Here is a 26,153-nt window from a genome sequence, read left to right as displayed (position 1 = left end):
CTTATAGACGCTGCCAGGCTTCAGACGAAGTCGGCAGGCAAAATGGTTTGTACTTCGTCGGTAAAGATCGCATTGCAGCCCCAATCGAGGAGCTCTTGAGCCCGTGCCCGATTATTGACAGTCCAGACAGCCACGGTATAGCCGGCATTGCGTATTTCTTCAACGAGCGCACGCGTGGTGTATTGATCATTCAGGTTGAGGCCCTGGCATTCCAGCCGTTGCAGGCGCTTGGCCCAGTCCGTGGGTACTTCTTTTGAAATCAGCAAGGCACGTGGCAGTTCTGGGGCTTCATCCAGGGCAGCCTGCAATGCGGTTTCTGAAAACGACGACAGCAGTGGCGGCAGCGTCGCGCCGGCCCAAAGGTTGCGGGCTAGCCTGGCGATCTGTTTGCCGGTTTCTGCGTCTAGTCCGGTATGCGGTTTGATTTCTATATTGCTATGTATGTGGTTGGCTCGGGTGAACGCTGCGATGGCGTGCAGGGACGGTATGGGTTCACCGGCATATTGAGCCGAATGCCAGCTACCAGCGTCTACTGCTGCCAGCTCGGCCCAGGTTTTATCGGCTGCATTGCCGCTGACGTTTGTGGTGCGATCCAGCGCATCGTCGTGCAGCAACAGGGCGACGCCATCGCGGCTGAGCTTGGCGTCGTATTCCATCATCATGAATCCTTGCGCTGCGCCCATACGCATGGCTGCGAGTGTGTTTTCAGGTGCGTGATGACCTGCGCCACGGTGGGCGATCAAGGTCGGATAAGGCCAGTCAGGGCGGCAAGGCGTCATTTTAAGGGGTCCGATTAAAGCCAGAATAGAAAGACCGTGCATAATAGTAAGTGCATCAGACTCATTTTATCGCTCTTGCTTCCTGCCTTGCGGCGAGGGTGGTGGTAAACTGCATAAAATTTTTACGTTCGGCTCTGATTTTTATAATATTGGCGATTCTTATCGCCTTTTTTGATGTTACCGTCTTGCGGGCGCGTGTTGGTCGCAGGTCAGTGAGTGATTAATGTTCGATTTTATTCGTACCCATCAACGCCTGATGCAACTTGTTCTGCTGGTGTTGATTCTTCCGTCCTTCGTGCTGATTGGTGTAAGCGGCTATACCAACTATGTGTCGGGTGACCACGATATCGTCACGCTGGGCGATACATCGATTACCCAACAAGACTTTGATCAGGCGCGTCGCAATCAGTTGCAACAGCTGCAACAGAGCAGTCAGGGCGCCTTCGATCCAGCTATTCTCGATAGCCCGGCAGCGCGTAGCGCCTTGCTCGAGTCGCTGATAGATCGCACGGTGCTGGTTGAAACAGCCGCCAAAGAACGCTTCAGCGTGTCCGACACGGTGTTGAGGCAGACTATTGCTTCCATGCCTCAATTGCAGGTAGACGGTCAGTTCTCAGCAGAGCGATATAACGATGTGCTGGCCTCGGCGGGTCTGACTACGCGCGACTTCGAGCAGGGGCAACGAGGTGAGCTGGCCTTGAGCCGCGTCCTGGGGCCCGTTACCCTCACAGCTTCGGTTCCTTCTGTCGTTACCGACAAGCTCAAGCAAGCCCTGTCCGAGCAGCGCACGGTGCGGCTGTTGCCTTTCCCTTCGTCCGACCAGGAAGCAGGCGTAGAGATCAGCGATGGCGATATCCAGGCCTGGTACGACAAGAACAAACAAAGCCTTGAATTGCCCGAACAAGTAAGTGCGCAGTACTTGTTGCTGAACGAAGAAGCCGCCATGGCGAATTTGCCGCAGGTCAGCAATGAAGATCTGCAAAAATACTACGAGCAGAATAAAGCGCGTTATGTACAGCCAGCCCGGGTAAACGTCAGCCATATCCAGGTCAATGTTCCTGCCGATGCCTCTGAAGCACAAAAAGCTGAAGCATTAAGCAAAGCGCAAGATATTGCCAAGAAGGCACAGGCGGAGCCCGCCTCGTTTGTCGAGCTGGCACAGAAAGAGTCGCAAGATGCGGGTACCGCCAAAGACGGCGGCAAACTCGGCTGGATTACCCAGGGATCCTGGCCTGCACCTCTTGAGCAAGTGGTTTTTGGTCTCAAGGCTGGCCAAGTGTCCGACGCCGTGGAAGGTCCAGGGGGCTACCATGTCTTCCTGGCCAACGAAGTGCAAGCCGAAAAGGGCGAGTCTTTCGAAGAAGCCAAGGCCAAAGTCCAAACGGAAGTCAGCCGCCAGCTGGGGGCTGACCGCTACGCCGAAATGGCCACCAAGCTTACCAGTCTGGTGTACGACAACCCCGACAGCCTGCAAGCTGCTGCTGATGAGCTTGGCCTGAAGGTCAAGACCGCGGCAGGAATTGCCCGCGATCACTTGCTGGCCTCCGATCAGGTGCCGGCCAATGCCGCTTCGGCTAGCGAAGACGCCACGTTGCTCGACGATGTCCGTGTTCGCAGGGCTTTGTTTTCGCCTCAGGTTCTGAATGAAAAGCAGAATTCAGGAGTCATTGAAATTTCTCCCGATACCATGATGGTGGTGCGTGTCGAGAACGTCACGCCCGCTCACGTTCCAGAGCTGGCACAGGTGTCCGGCCATATCCGTGAACAGCTCAAGGCCGAGCAGGCTCTGCTTGCCGCCGAGCAGGCTGGCCAGGCAGCGCTCGGAACCTTCAAGAAGCAAGACATCAGCCAAGTGCCTGAAGGCTTTGGCACTCCGCTGGAGATCAGCCGCATCGATCCGCAAGGCCTGGACCAATCCGTAACGGATGCTGCTTTCAATGTTCCAACCGAGACCTTGCCTGTGTACACCGGCGTGAAAGGCTCGCAAGGTTATGTGCTTGTGCGCGTCGAAAGCGTCAAACCCGGCGAGGTCGATAATCCCTTGCTGGCGGGGTTGCCCATGCAATTGAATCAGGCCTGGGGTCAGGCCGAAGAACAAGCCGTGCTGCAAGCCATGCGTAAGCAAGCCAACGTAACGCTATTGCCCGAAGCTCAAGCAGCCCTGACAGGCGAGGATGAATCACAAAACTGATAATTCAGTACAAGTCAGCGGGTTGTATTTGCAGCCAGCTGACTTGTTGTTCAGCCCAAAAGCTTCATAGTCAGTGCCATCGTCACTTGCCATGCTCCTGCAGCATAGGCGCCAATTGTCCCCATACATTATCGGCAAGCACCACCTGCGAAGCTTCGTTGGGATGAATGCCGTCCGCCTGAAATCGGCTGCGGTCAGCAGCGATGCCGTCCAGTAAGAACGGGGTTAGTTGTATGCCGTGCCGTTCGGCCAGCTGCTGATACAGGCTCTGAAACTGCTCGGTATACTTGCGGCCATAGTTGGGCGGTATTTGCATGCCCAGTAAAAGTACTCTTGCATGGGCTTGCTTTGATAGCTCGATCATTTTTGACAGGTTTTTTTCCGTCATGCTTAGCGGCAGGCCTCGCAAGGCATCATTGGCGCCCAGTTCAATGATCACAATCGACGGCTTGTACTGTTCCAGCGCCGCAGGCAGACGGCTCAGGCCGCCACTGCTGGTATCACCGCTTATGCTGCTATTGTGTATTTGGTAGGGAATATTCTGTTCGTCCAGACGCTGATCGATCACAGATACCCAGCCCGAGCCACGCGGCAAGCCGTATTCGGCAGAAAGACTGTCTCCCAGCACCAATACGGCGGGCTGAGGGCTGGTATGCTGTGAGTTGGCCCAGGCCAAGCTGGCAGCAAACTGAAAACAACACAGTGCAACGATTGCAAAACTACGGCGTATCCACATCAGCATGATTCATTCCATTGAAGTTAAACAGCTTTGTCAGCGTGTCGTTGATTCGTCCGGTGTGCTCGACATTTTAGACAATGTCAGTTTTACGGTTGACCCGGGCGAGGCTCTGGCGATAACCGGCAGTTCAGGGTCGGGAAAATCAACCCTGCTTGGACTACTGGCTGGCCTGGATGTTCCGAGTTCAGGCCAGGTCTTGTTGCTTGGCAACGATTTATTTGCACTCGATGAAGAGGCCAGGGCCGCCCTGCGGGCGGCGCATGTGGGCTTTGTTTTTCAATCGTTTCAGTTATTGCCCAATCTCACAGCACTTGAAAATGTAATGCTGCCGCTGGAGCTTGCCGGCAAACCGGCGCGGGATGCTGCCCAGGGCATGCTGGAGAGGGTGGGTTTGAAAGATCGCCTGCATCATTATCCGAAGACGCTATCGGGAGGTGAGCAGCAGCGTGTATCGCTGGCGCGGGCATTTGTAGTCCAGCCCAAACTGCTGTTCGCCGACGAGCCCACCGGTAGTCTTGATACCCGCAATGGCGCGCGGGTGATCGAACTGATGTTCGAACTGCATCGTGAGCTCGATACAACCTTGATCATGGTCACGCACGATCAACAACTGGCTGCTTTGTGCCAGCGTGAATTGCATTTATCAGGTGGACGTGTGCAAGCTGCCTGACCAGGTTTTTTTGCGCCGGCTACATTTTCATGTTGCGGGGCAGCCATGTGGCGATTTCGGGCGCTACATAGAGCAGAAGGATCCCAACAATCATGAGCAGGAACATGGGGCAAGACACTCGGGCCAGATAGGGCAGTTCCTTCTTGGTCATGCCTGACAGCACGAACAGGTTGAAACCCACGGGTGGCGTGATCTGAGCCATTTCAATGACAAAGACCAGAAAAACGCCGAACCAGATCAGGTCTATGCCAGCCGAGGTAACGGTGGGCAGCAATATACCCATGGTCAGCACTACGATGGAAATTCCATCAAGAAAGCAACCCAGAACAACAAAAAAGACCATGAGCGCCATGATCAGGCCGAATTGCGATAGCCCCAGCGAAGCTATCCATTCGGCCAGGGCGCGTGGCAGGCCTATATAGCCCATTGATAAGGTCAGGAACTGTGCACCAGCCAGAATGAGGGCGATCATGCAGTACAGCCGTGTGGCGCCCATCACAGCCTCTTTGAACACCTTCCAGTTCATGGAGCCTTGAAGAAAGGACAGGATCAGGGAGCCTATAACACCGACCGCGGCGGCTTCAGTGGCTGTGGCGAAGCCGGTGTAGATAGTGCCCAGCACAATACCGATGAGAATTACCACCGGGATCAGGTGTCGGGACTGGTATAGCTTTTGGAAAAAGGTCAGTTTTTGATCAGCTGCAGGTATCTGGCTGGGGTTCAGCAGAGCCCAGACAGCGATATAACCCATGAACAGGCCAGCCAGTAACATGCCTGGGAAAATACCGGCAATAAACAGCTTGGAAATCGAAACATCGGCCGCCACGCCATAGACGATCATGATGATGGAAGGCGGTATGAGCAGACCCAGCGTTCCGGCGCCGGCCAGCGTGCCGATGATTTGACCCTGCGGGTAGCCACGCCGGGTCAGCTCGGGGATGGTCATCTTGCCTATGGTGGCGCAGGTGGCAGCCGAGGAGCCGGACACTGCGGCAAATATGGCGCAACCAACGATATTGGTATGGAGCAGGCGGCCTGGAATCCCGTCCAGCCACGGAGCAAGCCCCTTGAACAGATCTTGCGACAGGCGGGAGCGGAACAGGATTTCACCCATCCAGAGAAACAGGGGCAGGGCGGTCAGCGTCCAGCTGGATGACGCACCCCAGATTGTGATGGCCATGGCATCGCCCGCAGGTCGGCTGGAAAATAGTTCCATACCCAGCCATGCGGTGCCCGCCAGGGTCAATCCTACCCACACGCCGCCAGCCAGGAATCCAAAAATGGATATGACCAGCATGGTGATAACCAGTGCTTCATTCATAGTGTGCTTCTTCGCTCTGGATTGTTTCTGGAATGCCTTTGTACCGCCGGATGGTTTCGTCCAGAATGGCAATGAAGAAGATCAATGTACCGACTGCCATCGAGATTTGAGGTATCCATAAAGGTGTGGCGTCGTCGCTGGTGGAAATATCGTTATAGGCGTAGGAATCAAGCACCAGTTTGAAGCTGAACCAGCACAGGTTGCCGGCAATGATGCAGGCTATGACCAGTGCGCACAGATCCAGCCGCATGCGTCCTTTGGCGGGTAACGATGACAAGATCAGCGTGACACGTATGTGCTCGCCGCTTTTGAATGTGTGGGCCAGTGCAAGAAAGCCGGCTGCGGCCATGGAGTATCCGGCATAGGCGTTGAGGCCGCCTATGTGTACGCCAAGTTGGCGTGTGACGATGGACATGGTGACAGCCACCAGCACGCCTACGGTGAAAATGGCGGCCAGGGCCCCGCTCACAAGATAAAGTTTGTCGAGAAAGCGGCGCATGATTCCTGGCCTGTTAATGCAATGAATAAGACTTGCGGTCAAGCTTGATGAGCAAGTTATTTGGCAGCCTGGAATTTGTCGATGACCTGCTGGCCGTCAGGACCAGCACGCTTGATCCATTCTGTTAGCATGGTGTCGCCGACTTTATCCAGACCGCTCATGAGCTCGGCGCTGGGCTTGATGATCTCCATGCCGTTCTCAGCCAGCTTGTCCAGGTACCACTGAGTTTTTTCCTTGGACAATGCCCAGCCGCGTTTTTCAGCGGCGGCACCGGCTTCGAGCAGCGCTTTCTTGCTGGCGTCGTCGAGGCTGTCGAAGGCCTTTTTATTGACGATGACTGCGTTCTTGGGCAACCAGGCCTGGGTGTCGTAGAATTTTTTAATGTACTCGTAGGTCTTGGTGTCCCAGCCGGTAGAACCCGAGGTCATGAAGGCATCGACAACGCCGGTGGCCATAGCCTGGGCCAGCTCGGACTGCTGAATAGTGACGGGCTGGGCACCCACCAGTTCGGCAATGCGGGCGGTAACGGGGCTATAGGCGCGCCATTTGACGCCTTCGAGGTCTTTCACCGTTTTGATGTCTTTGTTGGCGAAAATGCCTTGGGGCGGCCAGGCCACGGTGTACAGCAAGGTCATGCCTTGTGATTCAAGTTTTTTGTTGAGCAGGTCTTTTTGAGCCTGGTAGAGCTTCCAGGCGGCGTCGTAGCCGGTTGCCAGAAAGGGCAGGCCGTCAAGTGCGTATATGGGATCTTCGTTGGCGTAGTTGGTGAGCAGGATTTCACCGATCTGTGCCTGGTTGCCCTGAACTGCGCGCTTGATTTCAGGCGCTTTATACAAAGAGGCATTGTTGTGCAGCGTGATCTGAAGCTCACCCTTGGACAGTTCATTGACGTCTTTGACGAACTGTTCAAGATTCTGAGTGTGCAGATTGGATGCCGGGTATGCGCTGGGTAGATCCCACTTGGTGGCGGCCTGTGCATTCAGAGCCAGAGCGGCACCTGCCGCGGTCAACAAGGCTAACGTCTTCTTCATGAGAAATCCTTTGGTTAACGTGTTTTTGGAAGCAGCTGCAATGAGCGCTGCTTCCTGAAATTATTGTTCAGCAGGATTGTAGTGTGCGTTTGATCAGGTGCGCCCTGTATACAGGCAATTTAGGGGTTATTCCTAGTCATTCACCTTGATTGTCTTCGCCGCAGGATATACGCTAAGCCCTTTACTTATGCAATCCATCCTCATGCGTTGTCGTTACTTATTGATTGTGGCACTTGGTTTGCTGCTGCCGGCGCTGGTTAGCGCACAAGGCTATATCAGTCGCCTATTGAATCACCCTGTTCCCGGTGGCGTTGCCGTGGTCGATCTTGGGCCGGACACTGAAGCGCCCCGTGTTTTCTACAAAGACGATCGGGTCATGGTCTTGCGCGATAGCAATGATGCCTGGATCGCCGTGGTGGGCATAGATTTGAAAACCAAAGCTGGTCCGCAGCCTATACAAGTGGAAAGCAGCCAGGGCAAGCGCAAGCTGGTATTTCAGGTAGGCACCAAAAAGTATAAATCGCAGCACATCAAGCTTAAGAACAAGAGCCATGTCAACCCTGATCCGGCGCAGGTCAAACGTTTCGAACGCGAATACAAAGAGCAAATCCAGGCCTACGGAAATTTTCGCTCCACGGGGCCCAGCAATGTGTCATTGGATAAGCCCGTCAATGGGCGTCTTTCCAGTCCTTTCGGCTTAAGACGTTTTTTTAACGGAGAAGAGCGCAACCCACATTCAGGATTGGACTTTGCCGTGCCGGCTGGCACACCGATCAAGGCGCCAGCCGACGGGGTCGTGACCATTGTTGCTGACTACTTTTTTAATGGTAAAACCATTTTTATTGATCACGGGCAGGGTTTCATTACCATGTACTGCCACTTGTCCCGCTTTCAGGTAGAGCCAGGACAAGAGGTCAGTCGGGGTCAGGTGATCGGGCAGGTCGGCGCAACAGGCCGCGCAACAGGGCCACATTTGCACTGGAATGTAAGCCTGAACAGCACCCGTGTCGATCCGGCCATTTTCATCAATGCCTTTGCCCCTTGAGCGGGCCGGCTGTGCAATGCGTTAACCCTTGACCCGGACGATCTTCTGGACCTGCGGCACATGCCGTATGGCCCGGATGACCTGGGCCAGATGCTTGCGATTGTCGACTTGAACCGTAAGATGCAACAGGCCGGTGGTCGCGGCATCGTCGGGCATGCTCAAATGCATGATGTTGGATTCGGCAGCCGTGATTTCAGCGGCCAGGCGTCCGAGCACGCCGCGCTCGTTGATCACGGTAACGTCAAGACGGGTCGAGAGGTGTCTTGCGGTATTGGCATCCCACACGACGGGAATCCAGCGCTCCGGCTCACGGGCGCGCTGTCGCTGGGCAACCGCGCATTCTTCCATGTGCACGACCAGGCCATGCCCCAGGCGTATGCCGCCGATAATGGCATCGCCAGGCAAGGGGCCGCAGCAGGGTGCCAGCTGAACGGCCTGACCCTCGTTGCCGTGTATGACGATGGGTGCGCTGCTGGATGACGTGATTTCGTCTACAGCGGCCGCTGTCGTGGCAAGAATCGGATTCTCAGGGGCAAAGCGTCGGGCCACAACAGCGGCCAGACGTTTACCCAGTCCGATGTCAGCCAGAATTTCGTCGCGAGAGCTGGCGCCAGATCCTTTGGCGAGTTTTTCCCATTCGGGATCATCTTCGGCGGGCCGCTCCAGGTTCAATTGCTTGAAGGCCTGGTTGAGCAGGCGTTGGCCGAAAGCCACTGATTCTTCGTATTTGACGGTACGTAAATAATGCCGGATTTCAGAGCGGGCCCGCCCGGTACGGACATAATTAAGCCACTGGGTACTGGGCCTGGAGGCGGGCGAGGTAATGATTTCGACCGCGTCGCCGCTTTTGAGCTCTGTGCGCAATGGCGCGAACTCACCATTGATTTTTGATGCGACGGCCTGATTGCCGATGTCCGTGTGGATGGTATAGGCGAAGTCCACTGGTGTGGCACCACGCGGCAGAGAAATAATCTTGCCTTGTGGCGTGAACACGTAGACGGCATCGGGAAACAGATCGACCTTGACGTGCTCCAGAAACTCACCTGAATCGCCAGTCTGGCTTTGTATGTCGAGCAATGACTGCAGCCATTGGTGCGTGCGCTTTTGTAAATCGTTCAAGGAGACATCGTCGTCTTTGTATAGCCAATGCGAGGCGACGCCTTCTTCAGCGATGTGGTCCATGTCGCGCGTGCGGAACTGGAACTCGACTGGGGTACCATAAGGCCCCACCAGCGTTGTGTGCAGTGACTGGTAGCCATTCAGTTTGGGAATGGCAATATAGTCCTTGAATTTTCCGGGTACCGGACGGTACAGCTGATGCAGTGTGCCCAGAGCCAGGTAGCATTCAGGCAGCGTATGCACGATGACGCGAAAACCGTAGATGTCGAGCACGTCGGAAAAGCTCTTCTTTTGCTCGACCATCTTGGTGTAGATGCTATAGAGCGATTTTTCTCGACCGCTTACTTCGGCTTCGATGCCGGCAGCGGGCAGGGCAACACGCACTGCATCGGTGATTTTGCCCAGGACTTCGCGCCGATTACCGCGGGCGGCCATCATGGCCTTGTGCAGCACCTGATAGCGGTTGGGATGAATTGCCTGAAAGCAGAGGTCCTGCAGTTCGCGAAACAGGGCATTCAAGCCCAGACGGTGCGCGATGGGCGTGTAGATTTCCAGGGTTTCATGTGCAATGCGCCGACGTTTTTCGGGCGCTACTGCGCCCAAGGTGCGCATATTGTGCAGGCGATCTGCCAGCTTGATAAGAATGACGCGTACATCGCGCGCCATGGCCAGCAGCATCTTGCGGAAGCTTTCAGCTTGCTGCTCAGCCTTGGTGGCAAATTCGAGCCTGTCGAGCTTGGACAGGCCATCGACGATTTCCGACACGTCGGCACCGAATTTTTCGGCCAGCTCCTGTTTGCTGACATCCTGGTCTTCTATGACGTCGTGCAATAGCGCCGCCATCAGGGAGTCGGCATCAAGCTTCCAGCCTGCGCAGATTTCAGTGACCGTGATGGGGTGGGATATATAGGGTTCGCCGCTGGCGCGAAACTGACCCAGATGAGCCTGATCGGCAAAGCGATAGGCCTCTTTGATGCGTTCGACTTCTTTGGGTTTCAGGTATTGGCTGACGATTTTTGTCAGCGGGTCGAGCGAGGCTATGGTGTTGGGTGCTTCATGTGGCGCGGGAAGCTGTCCTTGTTTCTTGGCCGACTTGCGTCGGCGCAGCCGTGGACCCTTCTTGAGTGCGGCCAGCAGGCCGGAGGAAGCACCACGGAGGACAGAAAACGCCATAGCCGCCCCGGATGATCAGGTTGGAACTTTGCGCAGCATTTCCAGGCCGGTTACACCAGCGGCTATTTCACGTAGGGCGGTGACGGTGGGCTTGTCTTTGCTGTCGAGGCGAGGTTCGTGGCCCTGTGCCAGTTCGCGTGCGCGATAAGTAGCGGCCAGAGTCAGGTTAAAGCGGTTGGGTATCTGCGCCAGGCAGTCTTCAACAGTAATGCGAGCCATTTTTTACCTATGGATTAAGTAGTTAGAGGGATCAGGCAACAGTTTTGCTGATACCCAATTGTGAAAAGAGTTCTGCGTGGCGCTGCGCTTGTGTGGCATAGCGCAAGCGTGTGGCGGCAACAATTTGAGCCAATTGCTGTAAGGCAAGGCTAAATTCTTGATTAATAATAACATATTGGCACTCTGAGGCGTGTGACATCTCGCTGCCGGCGGCCAGTAATCGGCGAGAAATGACCTGTGGTGCATCTTGCCCGCGTTTGGTCAGGCGAGATTCCAGGGCCTGGATTGATGGAGGCAATATAAAAATGCCGACTGCCTGGGGAAAATGCTCACGTACCTGGCGCGCGCCTTGCCAATCAATTTCGAGCAAAACGTCCTGGCCTTGAGCTAGCGCCAGATCGATGCGGTCGCGGGGCGTGCCGTAGTAGTTGCCGTGTACCTCGGCCCATTCCAGCAAGGCTTTCTGTTGCTGTAGTGCCTTGAATTGATCATGGCTGACAAAGCGGTAGTGTTTATCGGCTTCTTCGCCTGGGCGAGGGTCGCGGGTTGTGCACGATATGGAGAGCACTAGAGTGGGATCTTCGGCCAGCAGGGCATTGACCAGGCTGGATTTGCCCGCGCCGCTGGGGGCTACCACCATAAAAATATTGCCAGAATAAGACGACATGATAAGAGTTACAAAATATGCGCAAGCGGCAAGAATAGCAAAAGAACGGTATCAGTGGCTAGCGCCGGTAAACGACACCTTAGTTGAGCTGGCTGGCAGCTTGCTGTCCAAGCTCTTCGAGCGTGTGCCGGTATATCTGCTCGTTGCCACACAAAAACACGGCTGCATCGCCCAGATTCATATTGAAGGCGATATCCTGAATTTGAGTGCGTGCTTCATCGGGATGGCTGATGGCGGTGACGTGTACGTCGCCATCCTGTTCGAATTGCTCCGCCGGCACGAAGTCGGCGACCAGGTTGATGTCGGGCTCACTGATGACCACGTAAGCCCTGAACTGCAGGTCTTCAATGACAACATCAAGAACCAGGCCGTGTTCAAGGGTATCAACCGGGGTGCTCTGCGGGTGGGTGCTCATGGTGCGGTGAAGAAAGCTTGTGAGTGTGAAACGAGAAAGTGGATACCCGGGCGGGAGGCAGATTGCCCCAAACTATGCTGGAGCCGGTTTGCACGCCCTGCACATGCTTGTGCCAAGCAGGTCTGTGCAGATTGTACGTGAACTGTACAGCTACGCCCGAGTCATGTAGTAGTTCCCGCCATTGTTGCACGATTGACTGCATGAGCGGTTCAGGCAAGGAGCATAAAGGCAGACTGGAGACAATGGCGGACACTTTGGTGCCGGCGGGAACAATCCTGCACAAATCGGCCGCATTGCCGTGCACGATGTTGACCAGGGGAAATTGTCGGCGCAGACGCTGCACGAATCGATTTGAATACTCAAGTACCAGCAGACGCTCCGGAGCAACCCCTTGTTTAAGCAGGGCCTTGGTTACGACGCCCGTCCCCGGCCCCAACTCGATAATCAACCCGTCTTTGATATGGCTTACTTCCCGGGCCATGCGGTGGGCGAGGAAGGGGGAGCTGGGACAGATAGCACCTACGATGCCTGGCTGGGCGAAGAACTCCTGAAGAAAAGCACCCGGAACCATTTTTTTCAAATAACCCGATACGCGCCTCGCACGCCCCAAACCCAACACCCGCTGCGCCATACGATTCATCCTGTGAAGTTTGCGTTACATTACCAAGAGAAACGGGTAGGCGGGTATCAAAATGTAAATAACATCAGGCGCATTGGAAATCCAGCGTTGCGACCACAGGTGTGTGGTCTGATGGTTGCTCATTGCCTCTGGGGCTCTTGTCGATGGTGCATGCCGAGCAGTAGCGTTTTAACGCGTCTGATAACAAAACATGATCTATGCGCAGGCCCGCATTACGGCGGAAAGCAAAGCGGCGGTAGTCCCACCAGGTAAACGATTTATCCTCTTGCTCGAACTCGCGGAACGAGTCGGTGAATCCCAGTGATAGCAAGGCATTGAACGCGGCTCGCTCGGGCTCGGATACCAATATGTCGCCTTCCCATTTTTTGGGGTCGTGTACGTCTTCGTCATGTGGAGCAACGTTATAGTCACCCAAAACAGCCAGGCGGGGATAGCGCTCCAGTTCTTGGCGCAACCACTCTTGCAAAGCCATAAACCACTTGAGTTTGTATTCGTACTTGTCACTGCCAACTGCTTGCCCGTTGGGACAGTAGGCGCTGACCACCCGGATATCACCTGCCGGGCTGGGTAGCGTTGTAGCAATAATGCGTTGTTGGTGGTCTTCGAAGTTTGGCAGATTGCGCTGTATGTCGGTCCCCGCCGTTTTCGTGATGATGGCTACCCCGTTATAGGTTTTCTGACCGGCCCAGCAAGCCTGGTATCCGACCTCGGTAAATGCATCGATAGGGAACTTGTCATCAGCCAGTTTCAGTTCCTGCAAGCACAGTGCCTCTACAGGTGAGTTTTCCAGCCAGTCCAGCACTTGCGGCAGGCGTACTTTCAGCGAGTTGACGTTCCATGTTGCTAGCTTCACGTGATTCCCGTTATGTTTATGTGTAAGTTATTGAGTAAATTGGATTTATTTCTGCCAATAGGGTACCCTAAAAGAGTACGAAGGCGCGCGGTGCGCCTTTTGTAATGCAATAAGGAGTTCAACATGGCAACTAAACCGACTGCAAAAAAGCAGCCTTTCGTAATTGAACCACTTAACTGGGTAGCACCTGGCACAACAGACGATAAAGTTGAAAAACGCGCCGATGATGCAAAGCAGCCCGCCCAGTCTAAAGAATCCCAGGATTGATCCAGCCTGATTGAATTCTGAAAAAAAAACGGCAAAGCCACGCGCTTTGCCGTTTTTTTTTTGTGCAGCACAAGCATGTAAATGCTGCGCTGCGGTAATATGAATGGGTAAATTCTCAATTCAGATTCACGGAGACCACATATGGAAGACGTCGTTGTAGTAGGAGCCTGCCGCACGGCTATCGGAGACTTTGGTGGAGGCTTGAAAGATGTACCTCCTTGCGATTTGGGTGCGACGGTTGTCAGGGCCGTTCTGGATCGCAGCAATGTTCCCGCAGCGGATGTCGGCCATGTGGTGTTTGGTCATGTCATCAATACTGAACCGCGCGATATGTATCTATCACGGGTTGCATCGGTGCAGGCCGGCGTTACTCATGAAACACCCGCTTTCAATGTCAACCGCCTATGTGGGTCTGGCTTGCAGGCCATTGTGTCAGCCGCCCAATCCCTCATGCTCGGAGACGTCGAGGTGGCGATCGCTGGTGGCGCTGAAAGCATGAGCCGCGCACCGTATAGTGTTCCCGCGCATCGCTGGGGCGCGCGCATGGGCAATAGCGCCATGGTCGACATGATGACGGGGGCTCTGGCTGATCCCTTCGAAAACACGCACATGGGTGTGACCGCCGAAAACGTGGCCAAGAAATACTCCATCAGTCGCGAAGAGCAGGATGCTCTGGCCCTCTTGTCCCACCAGCGCGCCGAAGCGGCGATCACGCAAGGCTATTTCAAGGAACAGATAGTTCCCATCGTGCAGAAAACGCGTCGTGGTGAGGTGGTGTTCGATACCGACGAGCATGTGCGCATGGGCGCAACAGCCGAGAACTTCAACAAGCTCAAGCCGGTTTTTCTCAAAGAAAACGGCACGGTCACGGCGGGCAATGCCTCGGGCCTGAACGATGGCGCCGGAGCCGTACTGCTCATGACAGCCCGCCAGGCCCAGGCCAGAGGATTGGCGCCTATGGCCAAGCTGATTTCTTACGGCCATGCTGGCGTTGACCCTAAATACATGGGCATAGGCCCGGTGCCTGCTACGCGTATTGCACTGGAAAAGGCTGGGCTGAGCATAGACCAGATGGACGTGATTGAGGCCAATGAAGCTTTTGCGGCGCAAGCATGCGCTGTGATCAAAGGTCTTGAAATGGACCCTGCCAAGGTCAACCCCAACGGCAGTGGCATCAGCCTTGGTCACCCCATAGGAGCCACCGGAGCCATTATCACCGTCAAGGCTTTGCACGAGTTGAACCGAATCCAGGGCAGGTATGCGCTGGTCACTATGTGCATAGGTGGTGGGCAGGGCATTGCGGCGATCTTCGAACGTGTTTGAGCTCAGCGGACCGTCGGAAGACGACGAGCCCAGCCTGTCTGAGCTGGACGGCATACGCTATTTGCACTTTGGTACTGAATGGGTACAGGGAGCAATGCAGATAGCCAAGCCAGCCGAGCTGGTGCTGGCCTATACGCAACAAATGATGGCCTGGTTGCTGTTTCTGGAGCCTACCAAGGCTGATACGGTAGGTATTCTCGGTCTGGGTGCGGGTTCTTTGCTCCGGTACACGCTCAAGTACACCTCGGCATCGGTGGTGACTGTCGAGTGGAATCCTGCTGTCACGGCCGTGTGCCGTGCTTATTTCCGCTTGCCGGAATCGCAGCGATCCAGCATAGATCATTGCGATGCCGGCCGCTGGGTCGAAGAAAGTCGCAATATCGGGCGATGCACAACGCTCATGGTTGATTTGTATGATGCGCACGCGCAGGGGCCTGTGCGCGACTCGCCGGAGTTTTACCAAGGCTGTTTCCGCAGCCTGGCCGACACCGGCATCATGGTGGTAAATTTATTTGGTGATCATGCCAGCTTTGCACCCAACATCCGGAATATCCGCGAGGCTTTTGATGGCCGGGTGCTGGAGCTGCCCGAGATCGATGCCGGCAATCGCATAGTGCTTGCCTTCAAGGGGCCTTTGCTGGATGTGACGGCTCGCGAGTTTCTGCTGCGCGCCGAAGATGTGGAATCCAAATACGGTTTGCCGGGACGTCGCTGGGCGAGGGAGTTGTTATCCCAGAGACCAGGTCGATCAATGACGGTATAGCTGCAGACACCGACTGAGCATGCCCCCATGTGCTTGTATCGAATAAAGGGATATCCCTTTAGGCATTTGGGTCTTTAACGAGTTAGACTAACGCCCATCTCTGGCACGAACTTCGTGCCTTCCGTCATTCGTTAAGGAGCATTCCATGAGGTTTAGCAACTCTGCCAAGTTGGCTCTAGGCACTGCGGCGATTCTGGGCGCCTTGGCTCATACGCCGGTCATGGCGCAATCGGTGGCAGTCACGTCCATCGTCGAGCATCCGGCCCTGGACTCCATCCGCGATGGTGTCCTGCAGGCACTCACCGAAGCTGGTTACACCGAAGCCAAAGGGCTTGATTGGGAATTCCAGACGGCGCAGGGCAACACCGCCATAGCGGGGCAAATAGCACGCAAGTTTGTCGGTGACAATCCCGACGTCATTGTCGCCATCGCCACACCATCGGCCCAGGCCGTGGTTGCCGCCACCAAAACCATACCTGTAGTTTATTCGGCGGTCACTGATCCCGTAGCGGCGCAGTTGGTGCCGTCCATGGAGGCCTCGGGCACCAATGTCACTGGTGTTTCCGACAGCCTGGCCCTTGAAAAACAAGTCGATCTCATCAAGAAGGTCGTACCTGAAGGTAAACGCGTGGGTATGGTGTACAACCCTGGCGAAGCCAATTCGGTTGTTGTCGTCGAGCAGATGCGCAAGCTCCTGCCCGAGGCTGGCATGACGCTGGTCGAAGCAACTGCTGCACGCACAGTAGATGTGGGCGCGGCCGCACGCAGCCTGGTTGGCAAAGTCGACGTCATCTACACAAACACCGACAACAACGTGGTGTCGGCCTACGAGGCCCTGGTTAAAGTCGGCAACGATGCTGATATTCCCTTGATTGCCTCCGACACTGATAGCGTCAAGCGCGGAGCCATTGCCGCCCTGGGTGTCAACTACAAAGACCTGGGCCTGCAGACCGGCAAAATGGTTATCAAGATTCTCAAAGGCGCAAAGCCGGGCGACCTGCCTTCCGAAACCAGCGACAAGCTTGAGCTCTACGTGAATCCGGGCGCTGCTGAAAAACAGGGCATTTCGCTGTCTGAAGACTTCGTCAAGTCGGCCACGCAGGTTGTCGAGTAAAATCTTAGTGCTTGCCGATTAAAATCGCCGCACAGATTAAAGCAGGCGGGTTGTTGCCTACACAGCCCGCCTGCTTCTATTTTAGCTACACTGAATCAGAACAATGTCTATTTATTCTTTATGGGGTGCGCTTGAAATTGGCCTGGTCTTCGGCTTGGTTGCGCTCGGGGTATTTATTTCTTTCCGGGTGCTGCGCTTTCCCGACCTGACGGTTGACGGCAGCTTTCCTCTGGGTGGGGCGGTGGCCGCCACGCTGATCAGTATGGGCATGGACCCGTTTACGTCCACCTTGGTTGCAGCCCTTGCCGGCGCAATTGCCGGCATGATCACAGGATGGCTGAATGTCAGGCTAAAGATCATGGATTTGCTGGCCAGCATTCTGATGATGATTGCGTTGTATTCCATCAATCTGCGCATCATGGGGCGCCCCAATGTACCGCTTATAACCGAACCTACGGTATTTACCATCTTGCAGCCGGAGGGCATCAGCGACTACATCGTTCGTCCTCTGCTTCTGCTGGTGTTGGTCATCATTATCAAGTTTGCACTCGACTGGTATTTTTCCACCAAAGCCGGTCTGGCGATGCGGGCTACTGGTTCGAATCCGCGTATGGCTCGCTCGCAGGGCGTTGCCACCGGAAACAGGGTGCTGGCAGGCATGGCTATTTCCAATGCATTGTGTGCACTGGCTGGAGCCTTGTTCGCTCAATCACAGGGCGGCGCCGATATCTCAATGGGCATAGGCACCATAGTGATTGGTCTGGCGGCGGTCATTGTGGGCGAGAGCATCATGCCTTCGCGCCGCATGGTTGTGCTCACGCTTGCGGTCATCGTAGGGGCTGTACTGTATCGCTTCTTTATCGCACTGGCTCTGAATGCCGATTTCATTGGTCTGAAGGCTCAGGACTTGAATCTGGTCACTGCTGTGCTGGTCACTATCGCGCTGGTCATCCCATTGCTCAAGCAACGGCTGCGTGGAAAAAAGGGAGGCCGTTAACATGTTGAGCGCCAAGAATCTTCATATCACCTTCAATCCTGGCACGCCCATAGAAACCCGAGCGCTGCGCGGACTGTCGCTTGAAATTCCGGCTGGCCAGTTTGTGACCGTCATCGGTTCGAATGGGGCGGGTAAATCAACCTTCCTGAATGCGGTTTCCGGTGATCTGCCTATCGATAGCGGCAGCATCGTCATCGATGGTCAGGATGTAACACGGCAGGCTGTGTGGACGCGTGCCGAACGAGTCGCACGCGTGTTCCAGGACCCCATGGCAGGCACTTGCGAAGATCTCACGATTGAAGAGAACCTGGCCTTGGCTTATAGCCGCGGCGAGCGTCGCGGCCTCGGAAAAGCAGTGCAAAAATCAATGCGCGAGGAATTTCGTGAACGACTTTCTGTACTGGGGCTGGGCCTGGAAAATCGGCTTACCGACCGCATAGGCCTGCTGTCGGGCGGGCAGCGCCAGGCTGTCAGTTTGTTGATGGCCACCTTGCGTCCCTCGCGGATCCTGTTGCTCGACGAGCACACGGCCGCCCTTGACCCTCGCACAGCCCAATTCGTGCTGGAACTGACTACGCGCATTGTGAACGATAGCAAGCTCACGACCATGATGGTCACTCACAGCATGCGGCAGGCACTGGACGTTGGTGAGCGCACCGTCATGCTGCACCAGGGCAATGTGGTGCTGGATGTATCAGGTTCCGAGCGCCAGGGCCTTGATGTGCCCGATCTGTTGCATATGTTCGAACGCGTCAGGGGTGAAGCTTTGGCAGACGATGGGCTGCTCTTGGGCTGACAGATCTGCAGACAGTACTGTTTACTGCCTGCCGACCTTTATATCGTAGTCTACCTTCTTGACTCCGGTCACTTGGCGCGCCGCCTGTATGGCGTTTTGTGCGGCCAACTGAGTGTCGACCGTCCCGCGTAGGTTGACGACACCTTCGTAGGTACTGACGTGCATGGTGTTGGCCTGCACACCCGGAACGCCTATGACCGCTGCCTGCACATTGGTGTTGATGACCGCGTCGTCAGTGTATTGTGCCGTGTCGCGTTGCGAGTAATCAGCCGCACAGGCACTGAGGGTGAGCGCCGCCACGATGCTGATCAGTGTACGAGAGAGCCTGAAATGCGTCATGAGAACTCCAGTTGATGAGGAATTTTACGTTTGAAGGCATGTTGTGCGTGCAGCAATTTTCATGCCGCAGTCATGCCACACAAGCGCTGATGGGTGGAAATGTCGTGCGCCGCCGAACACATAAGTATCGACTTTAATGCAGGTTAAACGCCAGTTTTGTGGCTATCTGCAACATTTTCCCTTTATACTCACGCTTTACAAACTAGCCACAAGGCGCAGGCGGACTCACGAAGTACCGCACAGCGCAGTACAGGAGCCACTGAATGCCAAACCTTTTACTGCCATCCCGGCGGCAAGGATACATTGTTGCATTATCCAGCATGCTGTTGCTGGCTGCTTGCGGCGAAAAGCCGCAGCAAGGCGCGGGAGACATGAAGGTACCAGTCAGTGTGGTTACGGTCCAGCCTTCGCGTACCGAAATATTTGTCGAACTTCCTGGCCGGGTGCAGGCCATCAAGGATGCGCAGATTCGTGCACGTGTTACCGGCATTGTCACGGCAATCAATTTCGAACAGGGCAGCGACGTCAAAGACGGGCAACTGCTTTTCACGATAGATCCCGCTCCGTACGCAGCGGAGCGTGCACAAGCGTATGCCCAGCTCAAGAATGCCGAGGCCGAAGTCCGCAGCGCGCGCTTGCTGGCTGAACGCTATTCAAAACTCATCAAGGCAAATGCGGTCAGCCGCCAGGAATATGATAACGCTGTAGCGCAGTCCGGCCAGGCCGAGGCGGCCGTTGCAGCGGCTAAGGCCGCATTGCAAGTCGCTGATATCAATCTGGGCTATACCAAGGTGGTCTCGCCCATAGACGGCCGTATTGGTCGATCCCTGGTGACTGAAGGCGCTCTGGTCAGCGCAGCCGAGGCCACGCAGATGGCGCTGGTTCAGCAGCTCGACCGCGTTTACGTCGACGTCAATCGTTCGACCTCAGAGCTTGCAACCCTGCGTCGTGCGCTGGCCGATGGTATCTTGACGCAGTCGGGCGATGGCAATGCCGTCGTTCAGGCTTTGCTCGAAGACGGCACGCCTTATGCCAATCAGGGCAAATTGCTGTTTTCGGGTGTGACCGTTGATCCGGGTACTGGCCAGGTCAATATGCGTGCAGAGTTTCCCAACCCTAATCAGATTCTGCTTCCAGGCATGTACGTGCGGGTTCGTGTGCCGCAAGGCGTTGACGAAAAAGCCCTGAAGGTGCCACAACAAGCCGTCCAACGTACTGCAGATGGTCGAAGCAGCCTGATAGTGGTTCGTGAAGGCAAGGCGCAAACTGTACCGGTATCCACGGGCATGATTGCTGACGGCCAAACCCTCATTACCAAAGGTCTGAAAGCGGGAGATCAAGTAGTGGTTGAGGGCTTCCAGAAAATCCGTCCGGGAGCCCCTGTGCAGCCAACTCCCTGGAAACAAAATGCGCAAGCTGCAGGCGGGCAGGGCGCTGCAGCGGCGCCGAAGGGCGAGCAGAAGGCAGCACCCGCGAAAGATGGCGCAGAGACTAAACCTGCAGAAGCCGAATCGGCCGCCAAGCCTGCCGATGAGTCCTCAGCCAAATCTGCCGACTAAGGCTGAATTTCCGCGTCAAATCTGTTGCAGAGCCTGGAAGAACCGGGCTGCGCAACAAGCCAATGCTAGTAAAGTGAGCTCTTATGCCGCAGTTTTTTATTGAACGTCCCGTATTTGCATGGGTGATCGCCCTGGCAATTACATTGGCCGGTATCCTGGCGCTGGTTAACATGCCGGTCTCGCAGTATCCCGAGGTGGCGCCGCCAACTATCTCCATACAGGCCACGTACCCGGGTGCATCGGCTGATGACGTATCCAAGTCTGTTGCCAGCGTGATCGAAAACGAGCTGAACGGCGCCACTGGCCTGTTGTACTACGAGTCGGTCAGTGATTCTTACGGTTCGGCCGAAATCACAGCCACTTTTGCGCCGGGCACTGACCCTGACATGGCGCAGGTCGATGTGCAGAACCGTATTTCGAACATTACGTCAAAACTGCCTGCCGCAGTCATGCAGCAAGGCCTCAAGGTCAGCAAGAGTAACTCCAACTTTTTGATGGTAGTGGCGCTCTCTTCGACAGATGGGTCCATGGACCAGTTTGCTCTGGCCGATTACATTACACGTAATATCCAGAACAGCATATCCCGCGTTCCCGGGGTGGGTACCTTCCAGCTTTTCGCCGCACCGCGCGCCATGCGTATCTGGGTCGATCCCGACAAGCTCACCGGCTACAACATCAGCATGGCCGAGGTCAACGAGGCGGTTGGTTCACAGACAGCTCTGGTTTCCGCCGGTATCCTGGGTTCGCCTCCCAACCCAGACAGCCAACGGGTTTCCGCACCCATCGTGGTCAATGGCGAACTGTCTACCGTTAAAGAGTACGAGAACATCATCCTGAGATCCAATCAGGATGGTTCCAGCGTGCGCATACGCGATGTGGCTCGAGTCGAAGTGGGTGCCGACAGCTACCAGTTTGGTGCGCGGCTCAACGGAAAATCCACGGCAGCTTTTGCTATTTCTCTGGCAACCAACGCCAATGCGCTGGCCACAGCCGAGGGCATCAAAACTCAGATGGACGAGCTGGCCAAGTTTTTCCCCGGCAATATCGAGTACTCCATACCCTACGATACGACGCCTTACGTGGAAATTTCCATCGAGCAGGTGATACATACCTTGTTCGAGGCCATGGTGCTGGTGTTCGTCGTGATGTTTATTTTTCTTCAGAACGTCCGATACACCCTCATACCAGCACTTGTGGTGCCCATTGCGATCCTGGGTGCTTTCGGTGTGATGCAACTCATGGGTTTTTCGGTCAATGTACTCTCCATGTTCGCCATGGTTCTGGCTATCGGGATTCTGGTTGATGACGCGATTGTCGTGGTCGAGAACGTCGAGCGCATCATGGTGGAAGAAGGGTTATCGCCCAAAGAAGCCACCAAGAAGGCCATGCCACAAATCAGTGGCGCTGTAGTCGGTATGTCCCTGGTGCTGTCTACCGTGTTTCTGCCGCTGGCCTTCATGAGTGGCTCGGTAGGGGTGATTTACCAGCAGTTCTCGGTGGCCATGGCGGTCTCGATTGCATTCTCGGGCTTTCTGGCCCTGAGTTTCACTCCCGCCCTGTGCGCAACGATACTTAAGCCTATTCCCAAAGGCTTCCACGAACAGAAGAAAGGTTTTTTTGGTTGGTTCAATAAATCCTTCGACAAGGTGACGACGGGCTACGAGGGCTGGGTCGGACGCATCCTCAAGCGCAGCGGTCGCATGTTGCTGGTGTATCTGGTGCTGGTGGTTGCGATGGTCTGGATGTATATACGGCTGCCTTCCTCCTTCTTGCCTGACGAAGACCAGGGTTATGTGATTGCCAACATCGAGCTGCCTTCCGGTGCCACAGCCAATCGAACCATAGACATCATTGAAAAGGTTGAAGCCTATTTCATGGACCAGCCACAGATGCAAAACATCGTGACGGTTCAAGGTTTCAGCTTTAACGGTAACGGTTTGAATTCAGCCATCGCGTTTGTCCCGCTTAAGGATTTTTCAGAACGTAAGGGCGAAGAGAACTCAGCGCAAGCTATTTCCGCCAAAGCCACGCAATCTTTGCTGTTTGGCCTGCCTGACTCCATGGTGTTTTCCGTGATGCCCCCCGCTATTTCCTCTTTGGGTAACGCATCCGGATTCGACCTGCGCTTGCAAGATCGCGGTTCGCAAGGGCACGATGCGTTAATGGCAGCGACTCAACAATTGCTGCAAGAGGCCAGCAAAAGTTCGGTGCTCGAGAACACCCGCGTCACCGGACTTGGCGGTGGCCCTCAGCTGCGGCTCACCATCGATCGTGAAAAGGCAGGGGCACTGGGCGTTAAATTCAGTGAAGCGGCCAACCTGATCTCCACGGCTCTGGGTTCGTCTTTCGTCGCCAAGTATCCCAATATGGGATGGATACAGAACGTATGGGTTCAGGCTGACCAGGATCACCGAATGAGCGTTGACGACATCATGAAACTCAGTGCCATCAACAATCAAGGCAATCCCGTGCCACTGGCTTCCTTTGTGACCGCAGAGTGGGAGCAAGGTCCGGTGCAGGTGGTACGTTACAACAGCTATGAGTCCATCCGTATTGGTGGATCGGCCGCGTCAGGCTATTCCACTGGGGAGGCCATGGACGAAATGGAAAGACTGGTGGCTGAACTCCCGGCGGGTTTCGGTTACGAATGGACCGGACTGTCCTACCAAGAGAAGCAGGCCGGCGGTCAATCCATTTACCTGATGGGCCTGGCCATGCTGGTGGTTTTCATGGTGCTGGCAGCCCTGTACGAAAGCTGGGCCATTCCGGTTTCCGTCATGCTGATGGTGCCGCTGGGCATGTTGGGTGCGGTGGGTATTGTTACCGTATTGGGTATGTCCAACGATGTGTACTTCACGGTGGGTATGGTGACGGTGATTGGCTTGGCAGCCAAGAATGCCATTCTGATCGTAGAGTTCGCCAAAGATACCTACGCTGAGGGTGGTGACCTGATCACATCCACGGTCGAGGCTGCACGCTTGCGTTTCCGCCCTATCCTGATGACTTCATTCGCCTTTATTCTGGGTGTGGTTCCGCTGGCCATTGCCACAGGCGCCAGCTCGGCCAGTCAGAACGCGGTAGGTCGGGGTGTTGTGGGTGGCATGCTGGCCGCCACACCGCTGGCCATGCTGTTCGTGCCAACGTTCTTTGTGGTGGTGATGAGCCTGTTCAAAGTCAAGCCCAAGCTACACGGCAACCACTCACCCCTGACCAGCGTTCATCACGACGAATCAACACAATCGGAGCCCCATACTTCGGATGATGGGGGTAAAGCATGAGTTCAGGAGTATTTCGTTTAGCAGCCTTGCCAGTGCTGGTTTCGCTGGCGCTGGTGGGTTGCTCACTTGCACCCAAATATGAAAGGCCGGCCTTGCCTGTCCCGGAACAGTATCCAGACAGCAATGCCGTCAATAATAGCGGCCCCCGTAGTGCCAATGCCGTGTCACCACAAGTAGGCAGCAGTTCCGATCTGGGCTGGAGTGAGTTTTTCACTGACCCGCACCTGCAGGCTTTGATCAGCCAGGCGCTGGCTAATAACCGTGATATGCGTATTGCAGTGGGCCGCGTAGAAGAGGCGCGGGCGCAGTATGGTATTGCCGCCAGCGACCGCTTGCCCACCCTGGGCATTGGCGGTAACGCGCAAATTACGCGCAACCCCGAGAACTTGCGCACCAGCGCTGACGCAGACAGCATTACCCGCTATTACCAGGCAGGCGTTGGCATGATGGCGTTCGAGCTCGACTTCTTCGGACGGGTGCGTAATCTGTCGGAAGCAGCTTTTCAACAGTATCTGGCTACGGCGCAGGCTCGTCGCACTGTGCACATTAATTTGGTGGCCCAGGTTGCCGAGGCTTATTTCCGGCTGCGCACTACGCTACAGCTCAAAGCGCTGATGCAAAGCACTCAGAAATCCCGCGGCAATACCCTGAGCCTGGTGCAGGCCCGCTACGATGGGGGTATTGCGTCCGCACTTGACTTGAATCAGGCGCGCGCCCAGCTCGATACCGTAAAAGCTGATCTGGTGGCTATCGAGCGAGCCGAGGCGCAAGCCCGGAACGCGCTGCAATTATTGTTGGGTTCACCTGTTGCCAATGATCTGCCCGAGCCAGCTGTGTTCGGACGAGATCAGGTGCTGGCGGCCATTCCGGTAGGTTTGCCGTCCGAGCTGCTTGAGCGTCGCCCCGATATCATGGCTGCCGAAAACTCCCTGCTGGCGGCCAATGCCAATATTGGTGCAGCTCGCGCCGCATTCTTCCCCAGTATTTCGATTACAGGGCTGTTAGGTTTTGCCAGCGCCGATCTGGGCGGCCTATTCGGCTCCGGTCAGCATTTCTGGCAGTTTGCTCCGCAGCTGCAAATGCCGATATTTGGCGGTGGTGTTGGCGGCAACCTTGACCTTGCCAAGGCTCGCAACAATATCGCGGTGGCTGAATACGAGAAGACCATACAGGTTGCCTTTCGTGAAGTGGCTGATGCCCTGGCAGGTGAGGCCACCTACAGTGAGCAACTGGACGCCTTGCGCGCGCTTGAGCACTCAGCTCAAGAAACGCTGCGTCTGGCCACGCTGCGTTACGAAACAGGCATAGATAGTTTTTTGCAGGTACAAAATGCCGAGGTTGATCTATACAGTACGCAGCAAAGCTTTCTGCAAACCGGCATGGATTCTTTGCTCAACCGCGTAGAGCTATACAAGGCGCTGGGCGGTGGTTGGCTGAAAGATTCCGCCCAGGGTTCAGATAGTACTGACGCGAGTGCCGAGACGGGTAGCGTCGAGGGTGTTGGCACCGCCAGGACAAAGATTCAATAACAGGCCATAATGCTTGTGTAATATAGATTGCAACCGAGTAAGGAGCGTGCGGCAAAATGATTGAGTTGGGTGTAAATATTGATCATGTCGCCACGCTGCGCCAACAGCGCTACACAAGCTATCCGGATCCGGTGCAGGCGGCCCTTCGAGCCGAAGAGGCAGGCGCAGACCTTATCACACTTCATCTGCGTGAAGATCGCCGCCACATCCAGGATGCTGACGTGGCCGCCATACGGCCATTGCTGCGCACACGCATGAACCTCGAATGCGCTGTCACATCTGAAATGCTCGACATAGCCTGTCAGATCCGACCGCAAGATGTCTGCCTGGTACCGGAAAAGCGGGCCGAGCTTACTACCGAAGGCGGCCTCGATGTGCTGGGCCAGTTTCAGCATGTCCGGCAGGCAATCAATCAGCTGCACGACGCGGGCATACGGGTTTCCCTGTTTATTGATCCTGAAGCCGATCAGATAGACGCTGCTCAGCGGGCAGGGGCCACTGTCATCGAGCTTCATACGGGCGCCTATGCCGATGCTGCCGACCAGGCCGCCTGCGACTTCGAGTTGGCACGCCTACGGACCGGCATTGCACTCGGTGTCAGGCACGGTCTGCGCGTAAATGCCGGCCACGGATTGCATTACGACAATGTTCAGACCATAGCCGCCATGCCAGGTATTGCCGAACTGAATATCGGGCATGCCATTGTGGCGCGTGCGGTTTTCGATGGCTGGGAACAGGCTGTGCGCGACATGAAAGCACTGCTTGTGCGTCGCGACGCATAGGCTTTACAGCCCTTATTGCGCTGCAGCAGGCCGCTCTGGTATAAG

Annotated in this window: 25 protein-coding genes; 13 read left to right on the top strand and 12 right to left on the bottom strand. The window is 55.5% G+C overall.

The genetic code is table 11. The features are described 5' to 3' along the window. Nucleotides 1-20: 20 nt before the first annotated feature. Nucleotides 21-779: a glycerophosphodiester phosphodiesterase gene (gene ugpQ / locus ERD84_RS10995; RefSeq protein ID WP_130039652.1), complete on the bottom strand. Its 759-nt coding sequence runs from the start codon at nt 777-779 to the stop codon at nt 21-23. A 223-nt stretch (nt 780-1,002) separates the two neighbouring features. On the opposite strand from ugpQ, the gene ERD84_RS10990 reads away from it, so the two are divergent. Continuing rightward, nucleotides 1,003-2,970 (top strand): SurA N-terminal domain-containing protein, encoded by a 1,968-nt coding sequence (locus ERD84_RS10990; RefSeq protein ID WP_130039651.1) that lies wholly within the window; start codon nt 1,003-1,005, stop codon nt 2,968-2,970. 82 nt (nt 2,971-3,052) lie between these two features. Here the strand turns inward: ERD84_RS10990 and ERD84_RS10985 are convergent, their stop codons facing one another. After that, entirely contained in the window at nt 3,053-3,706 is a 654-nt protein-coding gene (locus ERD84_RS10985; RefSeq protein WP_130040035.1) for an arylesterase, read from the bottom strand. Nucleotides 3,707-3,710: 4 nt separating this feature from the next. Between ERD84_RS10985 and ERD84_RS10980 the strand changes: the two genes are divergently transcribed. Beyond that, nucleotides 3,711-4,379: an ABC transporter ATP-binding protein gene (locus tag ERD84_RS10980; RefSeq protein ID WP_130039650.1), complete on the top strand. Its 669-nt coding sequence runs from the start codon at nt 3,711-3,713 to the stop codon at nt 4,377-4,379. 19 nt (nt 4,380-4,398) lie between these two features. Here ERD84_RS10980 and ERD84_RS10975 read toward each other — a convergent pair whose 3' ends face one another. The 3 genes from ERD84_RS10975 to ERD84_RS10965 are packed head-to-tail and all read right to left on the bottom strand — an operon-like array spanning nt 4,399 to nt 7,230. Continuing rightward, nucleotides 4,399-5,700, bottom strand: a complete 1,302-nt coding sequence (locus tag ERD84_RS10975) for a TRAP transporter large permease (protein WP_130039649.1) — start codon at nt 5,698-5,700, stop codon at nt 4,399-4,401. Then, the gene (locus tag ERD84_RS10970; RefSeq protein ID WP_130039648.1) at nt 5,693-6,199 is read right to left on the bottom strand and encodes a TRAP transporter small permease; all 507 of its coding nucleotides are present in this window, start codon (nt 6,197-6,199) and stop codon (nt 5,693-5,695) included. The genes ERD84_RS10975 and ERD84_RS10970 overlap by 8 nt, the downstream gene beginning before the upstream one ends. Before the next feature lie 56 nt (nt 6,200-6,255). Further along, nucleotides 6,256-7,230, bottom strand: a complete 975-nt coding sequence (locus ERD84_RS10965) for a TRAP transporter substrate-binding protein (protein ID WP_130039647.1) — start codon at nt 7,228-7,230, stop codon at nt 6,256-6,258. Nucleotides 7,231-7,417: 187 nt separating this feature from the next. Between ERD84_RS10965 and ERD84_RS10960 the strand changes: the two genes are divergently transcribed. Further along, a complete protein-coding gene (locus ERD84_RS10960) occupies nt 7,418-8,275 on the top strand; it encodes a peptidoglycan DD-metalloendopeptidase family protein (protein ID WP_130039646.1) in 858 nt (285 codons plus the stop codon). 21 nt (nt 8,276-8,296) lie between these two features. Here the strand turns inward: ERD84_RS10960 and ERD84_RS10955 are convergent, their stop codons facing one another. The 6 genes from ERD84_RS10955 to xth form a co-directional block, all read right to left on the bottom strand. Then, nucleotides 8,297-10,567, bottom strand: a complete 2,271-nt coding sequence (locus ERD84_RS10955; protein ID WP_130039645.1) for a RelA/SpoT family protein — start codon at nt 10,565-10,567, stop codon at nt 8,297-8,299. Nucleotides 10,568-10,582: 15 nt separating this feature from the next. Continuing rightward, the gene (rpoZ, locus tag ERD84_RS10950; RefSeq protein ID WP_130039644.1) at nt 10,583-10,786 is read right to left on the bottom strand and encodes a DNA-directed RNA polymerase subunit omega; all 204 of its coding nucleotides are present in this window, start codon (nt 10,784-10,786) and stop codon (nt 10,583-10,585) included. Between the two features lie 31 nt (nt 10,787-10,817). Continuing rightward, nucleotides 10,818-11,453, bottom strand: a complete 636-nt coding sequence (gene gmk / locus ERD84_RS10945) for a guanylate kinase (RefSeq protein ID WP_130039643.1) — start codon at nt 11,451-11,453, stop codon at nt 10,818-10,820. Nucleotides 11,454-11,532: 79 nt separating this feature from the next. Further along, complete coding sequence (locus ERD84_RS10940) at nt 11,533-11,868, bottom strand: hypothetical protein (RefSeq protein WP_245150670.1); 336 nt, start codon at nt 11,866-11,868, stop codon at nt 11,533-11,535. After that, nucleotides 11,837-12,499, bottom strand: coding sequence for a class I SAM-dependent methyltransferase (locus ERD84_RS10935; protein ID WP_130039642.1), 663 nt, complete (start codon nt 12,497-12,499; stop codon nt 11,837-11,839). The genes ERD84_RS10940 and ERD84_RS10935 overlap by 32 nt, the downstream gene beginning before the upstream one ends. A gap of 73 nt (nt 12,500-12,572) precedes the next feature. Beyond that, nucleotides 12,573-13,361: an exodeoxyribonuclease III gene (gene xth, locus ERD84_RS10930; protein WP_130039641.1), complete on the bottom strand. Its 789-nt coding sequence runs from the start codon at nt 13,359-13,361 to the stop codon at nt 12,573-12,575. A gap of 123 nt (nt 13,362-13,484) precedes the next feature. On the opposite strand from xth, the gene ERD84_RS15965 reads away from it, so the two are divergent. From ERD84_RS15965 to ERD84_RS10905, 6 genes are all read left to right on the top strand, one after another. After that, a complete protein-coding gene (locus ERD84_RS15965; RefSeq protein WP_167667396.1) occupies nt 13,485-13,628 on the top strand; it encodes a hypothetical protein in 144 nt (47 codons plus the stop codon). Nucleotides 13,629-13,769: 141 nt separating this feature from the next. Continuing rightward, the gene (locus tag ERD84_RS10925; RefSeq protein ID WP_130039640.1) at nt 13,770-14,951 is read left to right on the top strand and encodes an acetyl-CoA C-acyltransferase family protein; all 1,182 of its coding nucleotides are present in this window, start codon (nt 13,770-13,772) and stop codon (nt 14,949-14,951) included. Next, on the top strand, nt 14,944-15,714 hold the full coding sequence (locus ERD84_RS10920) for a class I SAM-dependent methyltransferase (RefSeq protein WP_167667394.1): 771 nt from the start codon (nt 14,944-14,946) through the stop codon (nt 15,712-15,714). Before ERD84_RS10925 ends, ERD84_RS10920 begins: the two co-directional genes overlap by 8 nt. 220 nt (nt 15,715-15,934) lie before the next feature. After that, nucleotides 15,935-16,828, top strand: a complete 894-nt coding sequence (locus ERD84_RS10915; RefSeq protein WP_245150694.1) for an ABC transporter substrate-binding protein — start codon at nt 15,935-15,937, stop codon at nt 16,826-16,828. Nucleotides 16,829-16,931: 103 nt separating this feature from the next. Then, nucleotides 16,932-17,825, top strand: a complete 894-nt coding sequence (locus ERD84_RS10910; RefSeq protein WP_130039638.1) for an ABC transporter permease — start codon at nt 16,932-16,934, stop codon at nt 17,823-17,825. 1 nt (nt 17,826) lies between these two features. Continuing rightward, a complete protein-coding gene (locus ERD84_RS10905; protein WP_130039637.1) occupies nt 17,827-18,621 on the top strand; it encodes an ABC transporter ATP-binding protein in 795 nt (264 codons plus the stop codon). A 21-nt stretch (nt 18,622-18,642) separates the two neighbouring features. On the opposite strand, the gene ERD84_RS10900 is transcribed toward ERD84_RS10905, so the two are convergent. Continuing rightward, nucleotides 18,643-18,960 (bottom strand): BON domain-containing protein, encoded by a 318-nt coding sequence (locus tag ERD84_RS10900; protein WP_130039636.1) that lies wholly within the window; start codon nt 18,958-18,960, stop codon nt 18,643-18,645. 263 nt (nt 18,961-19,223) lie between these two features. Here ERD84_RS10900 and ERD84_RS10895 point away from each other — a divergent pair, with 263 nt between their 5' ends. From ERD84_RS10895 to ERD84_RS10880, 4 genes are all read left to right on the top strand, one after another. Next, nucleotides 19,224-20,519 (top strand): efflux RND transporter periplasmic adaptor subunit, encoded by a 1,296-nt coding sequence (locus tag ERD84_RS10895; RefSeq protein ID WP_130039635.1) that lies wholly within the window; start codon nt 19,224-19,226, stop codon nt 20,517-20,519. An 83-nt stretch (nt 20,520-20,602) separates the two neighbouring features. Further along, nucleotides 20,603-23,797 (top strand): efflux RND transporter permease subunit, encoded by a 3,195-nt coding sequence (locus ERD84_RS10890; RefSeq protein WP_130039634.1) that lies wholly within the window; start codon nt 20,603-20,605, stop codon nt 23,795-23,797. Further along, nucleotides 23,794-25,326: an efflux transporter outer membrane subunit gene (locus ERD84_RS10885; RefSeq protein WP_130039633.1), complete on the top strand. Its 1,533-nt coding sequence runs from the start codon at nt 23,794-23,796 to the stop codon at nt 25,324-25,326. Before ERD84_RS10890 ends, ERD84_RS10885 begins: the two co-directional genes overlap by 4 nt. A 56-nt stretch (nt 25,327-25,382) precedes the next feature. Then, on the top strand, nt 25,383-26,108 hold the full coding sequence (locus ERD84_RS10880) for a pyridoxine 5'-phosphate synthase (RefSeq protein ID WP_130039632.1): 726 nt from the start codon (nt 25,383-25,385) through the stop codon (nt 26,106-26,108). Nucleotides 26,109-26,153 lie beyond the last annotated feature (45 nt).

The organism is Pollutimonas harenae (assembly GCF_004153685.1).
Lineage (GTDB): Bacteria > Pseudomonadota > Gammaproteobacteria > Burkholderiales > Burkholderiaceae_B > Pusillimonas_C > Pusillimonas_C harenae.
This window is presented reverse-complemented; position numbering and strand designations above follow the sequence as displayed.